The sequence below is a fragment of the Streptomyces sp. NPDC059696 genome (genome assembly GCF_042733745.1).
GTDB lineage: Bacteria > Actinomycetota > Actinomycetes > Streptomycetales > Streptomycetaceae > Streptomyces.
Genome location: NZ_JBHWFG010000044.1, coordinates 1 through 12,570 on the forward strand (window position 1 = coordinate 1; position 12,570 = coordinate 12,570).

The window sequence follows — 12,570 nt, forward strand, 5'->3', positions numbered from 1 at the left end:
CGGCCGGCCCCCCCCTCCCACACAGGCCCCAAAACACTCGGGCCTCCCGGGTGGGGGGCGGGGCGGCCGGGGGGGGGGGGGTGGGCCTGCCGGGGCGGGGTCGGTGGGGGGGTTGCCCCACCTGTTCGGGTGGGCAACGGCCCCTTCGTGTGCGTTCGGCCGGGCTCAGTCCTGCTGGAAGAGTTCCGCGGGGAGCGGCTTGAGGAGGGCGTAGAGATCGTCCGTGATGGGGCGGTCCCAGGCGGCGATGGTCACGAGGACGTTGTCGCTGCGGTCGAACTGCACGCAGGAGATCCGGCTCTCGGAGAGCTTGACGCGGCGCACGATCAGCAGGTTGTCGCCCTGCATCACCGGGACGTCCTCGGTGGCGACGACGGTGACCTCCTCGTCGTTCTCCAGCGCCAGCAGCAGCTGGGCCACCTCGAAGGGGACCTGCCCCTCGGGGACCTCACGGGCCGGGGAGCCCTCCGGCAGATTGCCGATGATCATCGCGGGGCCCCGGCCGCCGAACAGGTCGTAGCGCAGGAAGACACCCTGGCAGGTGCCGTCGGGCGCGGGCAGCAGCCCCGCCCCCAGGTTTCCGGGCCAGTCACCCGGGTCCATGGCCAGTACGTCGAAGTCGGGCCCGGCGGGAGTGGCGCTGCGGCGGCGGAGGAACGACATGTCGCCCATGGTACGTGCCCCGGCCTGCGCGGCGCGGCGCGGGCGGCGGCCCGGGAAGGGCCGGGTGGACACCCTGCGCCGGGTGGGGCGCCGGGCCACTCGCGCGGTGCCGGTCGGGCCGGGTGACCGCCTCGCGCCGGGTGCAGCGATGACAGGCCCGGCCCTCGCCATGACCGCGGGGTCAGGAATCCGAGGGCGACGGCGGCACGACGGCGACCGGGCTCACGGCGTGCAGCAGGACGGCGTGGGTGACCGAGCCCATCATGCGCACGGGTGAGAGCAGACGCCGCTGGTGGCGCCCCACGACGACGAGGTCGGCGTCGAGGGAGGCCGCGACGAGGTGACCCGCCGCGTCGCCCGCCGACGGCAGCAGTTCGACCGGGACCTCGGGGTGACGTTCGCGGAAGGGGGCGAGGAAGCCGTCGGCGAGGACGCGGGTCTCGTCCTCGATGACGTCCTGGTCGACGACCGGCGGGGGCATCTCTGCGGGCATCATCCAGGGCTGCGCGGGCCACGGGTAGGCGGCGACCGCCTGGAGCCGGGCGTCGCGACGGGCGGCCTCGGCGAAGGCGAAGGCGAGTGTGGCCTCGTCGGGGCCGTCCGCCTTCAGGCCGACGACCACCCGCGAGCCGGGACCGCCCGGCGCCTCACCGGAGGTCTCGCGTCCGGGCCGGGGCACCACGACGACGGGGCATTCGGCGTCCCGGGCGGCGGCCATGCCGGTGGAACCGAGCAGCAGGCCGGCGAAGCCGCCCCGGCCGCGGGAGCCGAGCACCAGCAGCTGGGCGCCGGCGCCCAGCCCGGGCAGGACGGCGCCGACCGCGCCTTCCAGGCCGACGTACTCCGTGTCCGGCAGGTCGCCGCGCCCCGCCAGGTGCGCGCGGACCCGGTCGAGCACGGGGTCGTCCCCCGGGTCAGCCTGCACGGCGGCGAGCATGTCGGAGTGCGCCCAGTGGGCGTACTGGCGGACATGCGCCACCCGCAGGGGTGCCGCGCGCCTGCGGGCGGCGTCGACGGCCCACTCCAGGGCGCGCAGGCTGTCGTCCGAACCGTCGACCGCCGCGACGACGGGCAGGGTGCTCATGGGGTCCTCACCTCCGGGATCCGGGCGTCCCCTCCCGGGGCCGGCCTGGCTCAGGCGGCGGCTCCGGGAAGATGCCTCCGGTCGCGTGTCCGGAAATGGGGGCGGAACACCCCCGGATCGGCCGTCGGGCGGCGGCTGTCCGGAACGGTACGTCCCGTCGTCAGGTGAGGTCGAACTCCCCTTCCCGCGCGCCTGACACGAACGCGCCCCACTCGGCGGGGGTGAAGATCAGCGAAGGGCTCTCCGGGCGGGCACTGTTGCGCATGGCGATGAAGCCCTCCACGAAGGCGATCTGCACATCTCCCCGCCCCCGGCTGCTGGACTGCCACTGTGCGTCCGTGAGGTCAAGCTCCGGCTTGTCCCAGCCTGTGAGCGGGCGCTGCTGGGTGGTGGTCTCGGCCACGTCGGTGCTCCTCCCGATTCGTCGTCCGCGGCCAGCCTAGCGATCGTGTCCCACGGCCAACAGGGCACGTGAGGGGGACCTTTCAGGACTCCGGAGGACGGTCGCCCACGAGCCACATCGAGAAGAACTGCGACCCGCCGCCGTAGGCGTGTCCGAGGACCCGGCGAGCCCCGTCCACCTGGTGTTCTCCGGCCTGCCCCCGCACCTGGAGCGCCGCCTCGGCGAAGCGGATCATGCCGGAGGCGCCGATGGGGTTGGTGGACAGCACGCCGCCCGACATGTTCACGGGCAGGTCCCCGTCCAGTTCGGTCACGCCCGCCTCGGTGAGCTTCCAGCCTTCGCCCTCTCCGGCGAAGCCCAGGTTCTCCAGCCACATGGGCTCGTACCAGGAGAACGGCACGTAGATCTCGGCGCCGTCGATCTCGCGGCGGGGGTCGGTGATGCCGGCCTGGCGGTAGACGTCGGCCGCGCAGTCCCGGCCGGCCTGCGGGGAGACGAAGTCCTTGCCGGCGAAGAGGGTGGGTTCGCTGCGCATGGCGCCGCCCAGCATCCAGGCGGGTGGTCGCGGTGCCCGGGCGGCGCCGGCGCGGTCGGTGAGGATCATGGCGCAGGCGCCGTCGGAGGAGGGGCAGGTCTCCGAGTAGCGGATCGGGTCCCACAGCATCGGCGACGCCATGACCCCCTCGAGGGTGATGTCGTGTTCGTGCAGGTGGGCGTAGGGGTTCTTGAGGGCGTTGCGGCGGTCCTTGTAGGCGACGAGGGCGCCGATCGTCTCGGGTGCGCCGCTGCGGCGCATGTAGGCGCGGATGTGCGGGGCGAAGAAGCCTCCGGCCCCGGCCAGCAGGGGCTGCTGGAAGGGGATGGGCAGGGACAGGCCCCACATGGCGTTCGACTCGGACTGCTTCTCGAAGGCGAGGGTGAGGACCGTGCCGTGGACGCGGGCGGCGACGAGGTTCGCCGCGACGAGCGCGGTGGATCCGCCGACGGAGCCGGCGGTGTGGACGCGGAGCATGGGTTTGCCGACGGCGCCGAGGGCGTCGGCGAGGTAGAGCTCGGGCATCATGACGCCCTCGAAGAAGTCGGGCGCCTTGCCGATCACGACGGCGTCGATGTCGGCCCAGGTCGCCTCGGCGTCCTGGAGGGCGCGCTGCGCGGCCTCCCGGACCAGTCCCGCGAGGGACACGTCCCGGCGTGCCGCGACGTGCCTGGTCTGGCCGATGCCGACGACGGCCACGGGCTCCTTGCTCATCGGGGTTCCCCTTCGAGTACGGCGACCAGGTTCTGCTGGAGGCAGGGGCCGGACGTGGCGTGGGCGAGGGCGCGGTCGGAGACGCCGCGGTGGACGCGGGCGGCGGCCTCGCCGATGCGGATGAGACCGGCGGCCATGATCGGGTGGGCGGCGAGGGCTCCGCCGGAGGGGTTCACGTCGACGTCCTCGCCCAGCCGGAGGGCCTTGCGCAGGACGATCTCCTGCGCGGTGAAGGGCGCGTGCAGTTCGGCGGTGTCGACGGGCCGCTCGAACGCTCCGGCGCGCTCGGCGGCGAGGCGGGCGGAGGGTGCGTCGGTCAGGTCGCGCACCCCGAGGCTGTGGGCCTCGATGCGGTGGTCGATGCCGCGGATCCAGGCGGGACGTGCGCACAGTGCGCGGGCCCGGTCCCCCGCCGCGAGGATCACGGCGGCGGCCCCGTCGCCGATGGGCGGGCAGTCGCCGGTGCGCAGGGGCCGGACGAGGTAGTCGCCCTGCGGTACGGGGCCGCGCAGTTGTGCGTGGGGGTTGGTGGTCGCCGCTTCCCGGCTGCGGGAGGCGACGGCGGCGAGGGCCCTCTCGTCGGTGTCCCCGGCGTCGATGAGGGCCTGTGCCTGGAGGGCGGCGAGGGCCACGGAATCGGGCCAGAGCGGCGCCACGTAGTAGGGGTCGAGCTGGCGGGTGAGGACGTCGCGGACCGAGCCGGGCGAGGACTTGCCGTACGCGTAGACGAGGGCGGAGTCGGCGTCGCCGGTGAGGAGTTTCGTCCAGGCCTCGTACAGGGCCCAGGCGCCGTCCATCTCGACGTGCGACTCGGAGATGGGAGGCCAGGCGCCGACGCTGTCGAGGGCGAGGGTGAAGGAGAAGGCGCGGCCGGCGAGGTAGTCGCTGGAGCCGGAGCAGGTGAAGTCGATGTCGGCGGTCTTCAGGCCGGTGCGGTCGAGGACCTCGTGCAGGACCGGCATCAGCATCTCCACCTCGGAGAGGTCGTCGCTGGTGCGCCGGTGGACGGTCTGGGCGAAGGCGACGACGGCGATCTCGCGGCCCCGCGGTGCGCTCGTCACAGCAGCTCCTTGTAGGTGTCGTAGTCCGCGTCGGGTTCGCCCGTGGGCCGGTAGTGGTCGGGGTAGCGGGCGCCGTCGGTCCACACCGGTTCCACCCGCAGTCCCATGCGCACCTCGTCGTACGGGATGCCGCCGATCCGGCCGTGCAGGGCCAGGCCGGCGCCGTCGAGGGCGATGTGGGCGTAGACGTAGGGCACCTCGATGTCGAGGTTCTTCGCCTTGATGTTGACGATGCAGAAGGTCGTGACGGTGCCGCGTGGTCCCACCTCGACCTGTTCGGACGTGGCCACGCCGCAGGTGGGGCAGGCCCCCCTCGGGGGGACGTACACCTTGCGGCAGGACGGGCAGCGCTCTCCGACGATCCGCCGGGCCGAGAGGGCGTCGATGTAGGCGGTCTGGGCGCGGCCGGGCGAGTAGGTGTAGTCGAGGCGCGCCTCGGCGACGATGCCGGTGACGGGGTCCTCGAACTCGCCCGCGTGGACGGTGACCGTGGAGGCCTCTCCGTCGTAGGGCTCGAAGCAGGCGATGTCCGTGATGGCGCCGGTGCGTTCCCCGGCCCAGCGGACGCGGACGCGCATGCCGGTGTGGACGACGTCGGGGCCGGCTGCGTCGAGGGCGTGCAGGAGGGCGGTGTCGGCGCCGTCGAGTCGTACCAGGACCCAGGCGAAAGGCGTGTCCAGGGGCTGCCCTCGACGGGGCTCGTGGTTCCAGGCCCAGGTGGTGACGGTGCCCGTGACACCGACGTGGACGAGGTCGTGGAGTTCCTCGGCGGTGACGGGGTCGTACTCGACGGGCGGGACGAGGGTGCGGCCGTCGCGTGTCTTGACTCCGAGGATCACCCGTTCCCGCAGGCCGGTCAGGAAGGCGCTCTGGACCGGGCCGAGGGAGCGGGTGAAGGGAAACTCGACGACGAGCGGGGCCTTGAGAACTGCGGACATCGAGGGCCTGCCTCCTTCGTGATCGGCGTGCACGGGGCGCCCCCGAGGAGGCGCTGGGAACTGCGCGCTCGGCCACCGACGACCCGCGGCTCGGCAACCGGCCACCACCGGCACAGCGCTACGCGCGCTGGTAGCGGGGCGGTCGCTTCTCGGCGAAGGCCCGGGCGCCTTCCTTGGCGTCGGCGGTGTCGAAGACGGGCCAGCCCATGGTGAGTTCGGCGGCGAGACCGTCGGACTCGGTCATCTCGGCGGTCTCGTAGACCGAGGCCTTGACGGCCTCCACGGCCAGTGGCCCGCAGGCGTTGATCTGCTCGGCGATCTCCAGCGCCTTGTCCAGCGCGGTGCCGTCGGGGACGACGTGGCCGACCAGGCCGATGGCAGCGGCCTCGCGGGCGCTGTAGGGGCGGCCGGTGAGGAGCATCTCCAGGGCATGGGTGCGCGGGATCTGGCGTTGCAGGCGGACGGTGGAGCCGCCGATGGGGAACAGGCCGCGCCGCACTTCGAACAGCCCGAAGGTCGCGGAGTCGGCGGCGACGCGGATGTCGGTGCCCTGGAGCATCTCGGTGCCGCCCGCGACGCAGTGCCCCTCGACGGCGGCGACGACCGGCTTGCGCGGGCGGTGGTGGCGCAGCATCGCCTTCCAGTGCAGGTCCGGGTCGGCCTTGAGCCGGTCCCGGTACTCCTGGCCCGCCATGCCGTTCCCGGCGAGCGCCTTGAGGTCCATGCCGGAGCAGAACGAGCCGCCCGCGCCGGTGAGGACGATCGAGCGGACCGAGTCGTCCGCGTCGGCCTCCAGCCACCCGTCGTGGAGGCCGACGAGCATCGGCAGTGAGAGCGCGTTCCTGGCTTCGGGCCTGTTGAGCGTGAGCACCAGTGTGGCGCCTTCGCGCCGCACGGTGAGGTGTTCCGTCCCGCCCATGGCGAACTCCCCTCTCAAGGAACGAGAACAGGTTGCAGTAGCGCGGGAGGCACTTCAAGGGTTTTCTGACATACAGTCAGATTCTTTCGCGCGGACTCTTCACACGTGGACCGCCCTTTGCTCTGATGACCGGCGAACCGTCCGATGCCAGGCACGCCCGGGGTCAGGAGGAGCGGTGGAGTACAACCTTGCCGACCTGTTCGAGTCGGTCGTCGACGTCGTCCCCGGCCGTGAGGCCCTGGTGTACGCCGACCACCCCGGCACGGGTGCCGAGCGCCGCCTGACATACGCGGAGCTGGACGCCGCGGCCGACCGCGTCGGTCACCATCTGCTCGACAGCGGGATACGCCCCGGGGAGCACCTCGGGCTCCATCTCTACAACGGCGTGGAGTACCTGCAGACTGTCCTGGGGTGCCTGAAGGCGCGGATCGTGCCGGTCAACGTCAACTACCGCTATGTCGAGGAAGAGTTGGTGTACCTCTACCGGGACGCCGACCTGGCGGCGCTGGTCTTCGACGCCGAGTTCACGGACCGGGTGGCGGCGGCACGGCCGCGGGCGCGGAAGCTGCGGCACCTGATCCGGGTGGGTGCGCCCGCGCCGGGGTCCGCGGAGCTGCCCTGCGTGGAGTTCGGGCAGGTGGAGTCCGCGGGAGCGGCCGGGCGGGGTTTCCCGGCCCGCTCGGGCGACGACCGGTTCATCATCTACACCGGCGGCACGACCGGGATGCCCAAGGGCGTGATGTGGCGGCAGGAGGACCTGTTCTTCGCGGGGCTCGGTGGGGGCGCCCCGACCGGGGAGCCGGTGAGGAAGCCGGAGGAGCTCGCCGAGCGGGTCGCGGCCGGCGGGGCGGGGATCACGTTCTTCCCGACGGCTCCGCTGATGCACGGCACGTCCACCCTCACGGCGTTCATCGGCTTCAACTTCGGGCAGCGGGTCGTGATCCACCGCAAGTTCGTGCCCGAGGAGGTGCTGCGGACCGTGGAGAAGGAGAGGGTCAACAGCATCTCACTGGTGGGGGATGCCATGCTGCGGCCGCTGGTCGACGCGCTGAGCGGGCCGCTGCGGGACATCGACCGCTCGTCGCTGTTCAGCGTGTCGTCGTCGGGCGCGATCATGTCGGACACGGTGCGCCGGCAGTTCCGGGAGCTGGTGCCGAACGCCGTGCTGCTGAACAACTTCGGCTCGTCGGAGTCGGGCTTCAACGGTACGGCGACCGAGGACTCCGGGCCCGAGCGGGGCTTCCGGGTGCGGGTCAACGCCCGTACCCAGGTGGTCGATCCGGTCACCCACGCGCCCGTGGCGCCCGGCGAGGTGGGCCGGATCGCCCAGTGCGGGCACGTGCCGCTCGGCTACTACAACGACCCGGTCAAGACGGCCGCGACCTTCTTCGCCAGGGACGGCGAGCGGTGGGTGCTGCTCGGCGACATGGCCACCGTCGACGAGGAGGGCGTGGTCACCGTCCTCGGCCGCGGCTCGCAGTGCATCAACACCGGCGGCGAGAAGGTGTACCCGGAGGAGGTCGAGCAGGCCCTCAAGTCCCACCCCGACGTCTACGACGCGCTGGTGGCCGGGGTGCCGGACCCGCGGTGGGGTCACCACGTGGCGGCCGTGGTGCAGTTGCGCCGGGGGGCGGCACGGCCGTCGCTGGAGGACATCCGGGCGCACTGCCGTGACCGGCTGGCCGGCTACAAGATCCCGCGCCAGCTGGTGATCACCGAGTCGATCCGGCGGTCGCCGAGCGGCAAGGCGGACTACCGGTGGGCGCGGGAGGTGGCGCTGACGGCGGACGGATGATTCTCCGGCCGGGACATTGAACCCAAGGTGACGTGCGGACGTACTGGTGGTGGCAGGCGGGCCCGGCCGGGCTCTGTTCGGCATGCCATCGCAAGACCGCACGGAAGGACCACCGGGTGTCGCTCTTCACTCGCTCCCGTCAGCTCCCGGACGACACGGCCGGGGGCGGGGCGAAACCCGACGGAGACAGCGGCACGGCGGATCCGGTGGACGTCACCACCGCCGAGGACGGCCCCGAGAGTGCGGTCCCGCCGCAGGAGCCCCCGGCGACGAAGCCCGGCTGGTTCGGCTGGCGGCACCGCTACCCCCGTACGGCACGGGGTGTCTCCCTCGGCACGACCGTGCTGGCCGGGGCTCTGGTGCTGTTCGCGCTGCTGGTGCCGAACCGCATCGAGCGCATCGAGTTCGCGTCGTTCGTGCGCATCCCCGCCGAGGGCGTGCTGCTCGCCGGCCTGCTGCTCGCCCTGCCCCCGAAACCCCGGCGGATCACGTCGGTGGTCGCGGGCGCGTTCCTCGGGCTGCTGACGGTCCTGAAATTCGTCGACATGGGCTTCTACCAGATCCTGGCCCGGCCCTTCGACCTGGTCCTGGACTGGATCCTGATCCAGAACGGCACGGACTTCCTGAGGGAGACGTTCGGGCGCACCGGCCAGATGCTGGCCGTGGCGGGGGTGATCGTGCTGCTCGTCGCGCTGCTCGTGCTCACCACCCTGGCGGTGGTGCGGCTGACGAACCTGATGGTCCGGCACCGGCCGGTCGCCGGCCGGACGATCCTGATCCTCGGCACGGCGTGGATCACCTGTATGACGCTGGGCGTGCAGATCGGCACCGTGCCGGTCGCCACCAAGGGCAACGCCGAGTTCGTGGGCAACCGGGTGGAGCAGGTGCGCGCGGGGCTGCGGGACGCCCGGGTCTTCGAGAAGCAGGCCGCGGTGGACGCCTTCGCGAAGACACCGCCCGACCAGCTGCTGACCGGACTGCGCGGCAAGGACGTGCTGTTCACGTTCATCGAGAGCTACGGCCGGGTCGCCATCGACGACCCGGCGATGGCCGAGCAGACCGACGCCGTGCTGAAGGAGGGCACCGGCAGGCTGAAGGCGGCCGGTTTCGAGTCGCGCAGCGGCTGGCTGCGGTCGCCGGTGACGGGCGCGGGCAGCTGGCTCGCCCACTCGACGTTCCTGTCCGGGCTGTGGATCAAGAACCAGCAGCGGTACCGCAGTCTGACGACGAGCGATCGCATGACGCTGACGAAGTACTTCGGCAAGACCGGCGCCTGGCGGACCGTCGGCATCGTGCCGGGGGTGCGCCGCGCCTGGCCGGAGGGGAAGTACTTCGGCCTGGACCACATCTACGACTCCGAGCACCTCGGCTACCACGGCCCGTACTTCAGCTGGACGCCCGTGCCCGACCAGTTCAGCATGGAGGCCTTCCAGCGCCTGGAGCACGGCAGGAAGGACCGCGAGCCGATCATGGCGGAGATCATCCTGGCCTCCAGCCACAACCCCTGGTCCCCCATCGCCCACATGATCGACTGGGAGGACCTCGGCGACGGCTCGGTGTTCCACCGGATCAAGAAGGAGGGCACCGACCCCGCCGAGGTCTGGAAGGACCCGGAGAAGGTGCGCGCCGAGTACCGCAAGGCCATCGAGTACTCGATCCGCAGCCTGACCGAGTGGGTCGAGCGCTACGGCGACGACGACACGGTGCTGGTGTTCCTCGGCGACCACCAGCCGGTGCCGACGGTCCTCGCCGGGGACACCGGCCGGGACGTGCCGGTGACGATCGTCGCCCACGACAAGAAGGTCCTGGACCGGGTCGCCGACTGGGGCTGGACGGACGGGCTCAAGCCGGCCGAGGACGCGCCCCGGTGGGGCATGGACCGGTTCCGCGACCGCTTCATGACCGCGTACGGTCCGCAGGGCTGAGGGACTCCCCGACGGCCGCGGGGAACTCCCGCGGCCGGGCCCTCGTGCAGGAGGTGCCGTGCCCGCGCGGCGCTTCGCCGGCAGCGGGCGCCGGGGGCCGCGGGGGTCAGGCGAAGAAGGCGGACACGCGGTGGGTGAACCACTGCGGGTCGTCGAGCCAGGGGTAGTGGCCCGCGCCCGGCTGCACCACGAACTCGGCCTTCGGGAAGACGTCGGCCACCCGGCGGGCCAGGGCCGGATTCGGCCCGCCGTCGGCCCCGCCGGCCAGGACGAGCACCGGGGCCGTCACTCGGGCCAGCGCGCTCCTGGTCGCCTCCGGGTCGTAGGCGCCCTCGGCACCGTAGGCGTCCGCCGCGGCGTCGTTGGTCTCGGCCTCCTCGCGGTCGGCGTGGGCCCGGGCGGTGTCGTCCCAGCGGCCGTAGAAGAACGGGAGGAACACCGGGTCGAAGTCTCCCGTGCCGTCGAGCCAGGCCTCGAACGCCGGGAAGGCGTCCGCGAACCAGGGTTCGAAGGACCGCAGCCGGGCCGCCGCCAGCCGGTCCTCGGCCGTCGCCGGCCGGCCCAGGGCCCACGGAGTGGCGGTGACCAGCGCCAGCCGCTCCAGCCGCCGTGGGTAGCGCGCCGCGTACAGCATGGCGAGACTCCCGCCCGCCGAGTGCGCGATCACGTCCATCCGCTCCAGTCCCAGATGCCGTCGCAGCGCCTCGACGTCGTCCACGAGCCGGTCGCAGCGGTAGGTCGCCGGATCCGCCGGTGTCCCGGACTCCCCCGTGCCCCGCAGGTCGAGCAGGACCAGCTGCCGGTGTGCGTCCAGACCGCCCAGGTAGGCGGAGGCCCGCATGGGCCCGCCGGGCAGCACGACGAGGGGTTCGCCCCCGCCGCGCAGGTGGAAGGCGAGTCGGGTCCCGTCCGGGGCTCGGAACATCGGCATGCCGTCGATCCTGGGGCCCGGGGCCGGTCCGGCACAACCGGGATTCCCGGCCGGTGCGCGCTAGCCGTTCGCGAGATCGTCGCGCAGTCGCCGCTTGAGGATCTTCCCGCTGGCGTTGCGCGGGAGTTCGGGCACGAACACCACCCGCTTCGGTGCCTTGAAGGGTGCCAGGTGCTCGCGGACGTGGGCGATCAGTTCCGCCTCGGTGACCTCGCCGCGGGGGACGACGACGGCCGTCACCGCCTCGATCCAGCGCTCGTCCGGCAGGCCCACGACCGCGGCCTCGGCCACCCGGGGGTGGGTGTACAGCGCGTCCTCGACCTGGCGTGAGGCGATGACGACGCCACCGGAGTTGATGACGTCCTTCACCCGGTCGACGATCGTGTAGTACCCGTGCGGGTCGCGCACCGCGAGGTCGCCGGAGCGGAACCAGCCGTCGCGGAAGGCCGCCGCGGTCTCCTCGGGCTTGTCCCAGTAGCCCTCGCACAGTTGGGGAGAGCGGTAGACGATCTCGCCGGGGGTGCCGTCGGGTACGTCCTTGCCGTCCTCGTCGACCACGCGGGCGTCGACGAACAGGACGGGCCGGCCGCAGGAGTCCATGCGGCCCTTGTGTTCCCCGGGTGCGAGCACCATGGCGAGGGGGCCGATCTCGCTCTGGCCGAAGCAGTTGTAGAAGGCCAGCTCCGGCAGGCGCTCGCGGAGCCGTTCGAGTACCGGGACCGGCATGATCGACGCCCCGTAGTAGGCCTTGCGCAGGCCGCTGAGATCGCGGGTGGCGAAGTCGGGGCGGTTGGACAGGGCGATCCAGACGGTGGGCGGCGCGAACAGGCTGTCCGCGCGGCCCGCTTCGACCAGGTCGAAGAGCCGGTCGCCGTCCGGTGCGTCGAGGATGATGTTCGTCGCGCCGACGGCGAGGCAGGGCAGCAGGAAGACGTGCATCTGCGCCGAGTGGTAGAGCGGCAGGGAATGCACGGGGCGGTCCCCCGCACTGAGGTCGAGGGCGGTGATGGCGCTCAGGTACTCGTGCACCAGGGCCCGGTGCGTCATCATCGCGCCCTTGGGCAGGGCGGTCGTGCCCGAGGTGTACAGCAGTTGCACGAGGTCCTCGCCGCGCGGCTCCGGGCCGTCGTGGGCCGGCGCATCGGGCAGCCGTGCGAGCAGCGAGTCGCCGGCGTCACGCAGGGGCAACGTCCTTACCCCGCCCGGCAGTCGGCCGGCGAGGTCGGGGTCGGTGAGCACCAGGGCGCAGCCGGCCTGGCCGACGATGTAGGCGAGGTCGTCGCCGGTCAGGTTCTGGTTGACGGGCACGTGCACCAGACCTGCCCGGGCGCAGGCCAGGAAGGCGATCAGATAGGCGTCGGAGTTGTGGCCGTAGGCACCGACCCGGTCCCCGGGGTTCAGGCCCTCGCCGAGCAGGACGCTCGCCGCGCGGGAGACGGCGGTGTCGAGTTCGTCGTACGTCCAGGTCCGCTCGGCGTACTCCACGGCGACGCGCGCCGGTGTGCGGCGGGCGCTGCGCCGCAGGACTCCGTCGACCGTGCTGTCGTGTCCGGGCGTCGTCATGACACATGATCCTCGGCTGACCGCCCGGGGAGGTCAAGG

Annotated in this window: 11 protein-coding genes; 2 read left to right on the forward strand and 9 right to left on the reverse strand. The window is 72.6% G+C overall.

Annotated elements, in window-relative coordinates; genetic code table 11:
• Positions 1–165: 165 nt before the first annotated feature.
• The 7 genes from ACFV20_RS32725 to ACFV20_RS32755 all read right to left on the reverse strand — a co-directional run bounded on the left by ACFV20_RS32725 (position 166) and on the right by ACFV20_RS32755 (position 6,317).
• Positions 166–663 (reverse strand): hypothetical protein, encoded by a 498-nt coding sequence (locus ACFV20_RS32725; protein WP_385663534.1) that lies wholly within the window; start codon positions 661–663, stop codon positions 166–168.
• Positions 664–844: 181 nt separating this feature from the next.
• Positions 845–1,747 (reverse strand): universal stress protein, encoded by a 903-nt coding sequence (locus ACFV20_RS32730; protein ID WP_385663537.1) that lies wholly within the window; start codon positions 1,745–1,747, stop codon positions 845–847.
• A 160-nt stretch (positions 1,748–1,907) separates the two neighbouring features.
• Positions 1,908–2,150, reverse strand: coding sequence for a DUF397 domain-containing protein (locus ACFV20_RS32735; protein WP_104786506.1), 243 nt, complete (start codon positions 2,148–2,150; stop codon positions 1,908–1,910).
• Positions 2,151–2,232: 82 nt separating this feature from the next.
• Positions 2,233–3,399 carry a thiolase domain-containing protein gene (locus ACFV20_RS32740; RefSeq protein WP_385663541.1) on the reverse strand — a complete coding sequence of 389 codons (1,167 nt, stop codon included), beginning with the start codon at positions 3,397–3,399 and terminating at the stop codon, positions 2,233–2,235.
• Positions 3,396–4,460: a thiolase domain-containing protein gene (locus ACFV20_RS32745; protein WP_385663544.1), complete on the reverse strand. Its 1,065-nt coding sequence runs from the start codon at positions 4,458–4,460 to the stop codon at positions 3,396–3,398. The genes ACFV20_RS32740 and ACFV20_RS32745 overlap by 4 nt, the downstream gene beginning before the upstream one ends.
• Positions 4,457–5,398 carry a Zn-ribbon domain-containing OB-fold protein gene (locus ACFV20_RS32750; RefSeq protein ID WP_385663547.1) on the reverse strand — a complete coding sequence of 314 codons (942 nt, stop codon included), beginning with the start codon at positions 5,396–5,398 and terminating at the stop codon, positions 4,457–4,459. The genes ACFV20_RS32745 and ACFV20_RS32750 overlap by 4 nt, the downstream gene beginning before the upstream one ends.
• A gap of 118 nt (positions 5,399–5,516) precedes the next feature.
• Complete coding sequence (locus ACFV20_RS32755; RefSeq protein WP_385663550.1) at positions 5,517–6,317, reverse strand: crotonase/enoyl-CoA hydratase family protein; 801 nt, start codon at positions 6,315–6,317, stop codon at positions 5,517–5,519.
• Positions 6,318–6,492: 175 nt separating this feature from the next.
• On the opposite strand from ACFV20_RS32755, the gene ACFV20_RS32760 reads away from it, so the two are divergent.
• Together ACFV20_RS32760 and ACFV20_RS32765 are read left to right on the forward strand one after the other, a co-directional pair.
• Positions 6,493–8,112, forward strand: coding sequence for an acyl-CoA synthetase (locus ACFV20_RS32760; protein WP_385663553.1), 1,620 nt, complete (start codon positions 6,493–6,495; stop codon positions 8,110–8,112).
• A 116-nt stretch (positions 8,113–8,228) separates the two neighbouring features.
• Positions 8,229–10,037, forward strand: coding sequence for a sulfatase (locus tag ACFV20_RS32765; protein ID WP_385663556.1), 1,809 nt, complete (start codon positions 8,229–8,231; stop codon positions 10,035–10,037).
• Positions 10,038–10,143: 106 nt separating this feature from the next.
• On the opposite strand, the gene ACFV20_RS32770 is transcribed toward ACFV20_RS32765, so the two are convergent.
• Both ACFV20_RS32770 and ACFV20_RS32775 read right to left on the reverse strand, forming a co-directional pair.
• Complete coding sequence (locus tag ACFV20_RS32770) at positions 10,144–10,968, reverse strand: alpha/beta fold hydrolase (protein WP_385663559.1); 825 nt, start codon at positions 10,966–10,968, stop codon at positions 10,144–10,146.
• A 60-nt stretch (positions 10,969–11,028) separates the two neighbouring features.
• Positions 11,029–12,531: an acyl-CoA synthetase gene (locus ACFV20_RS32775; RefSeq protein ID WP_385663562.1), complete on the reverse strand. Its 1,503-nt coding sequence runs from the start codon at positions 12,529–12,531 to the stop codon at positions 11,029–11,031.
• Positions 12,532–12,570 lie beyond the last annotated feature (39 nt).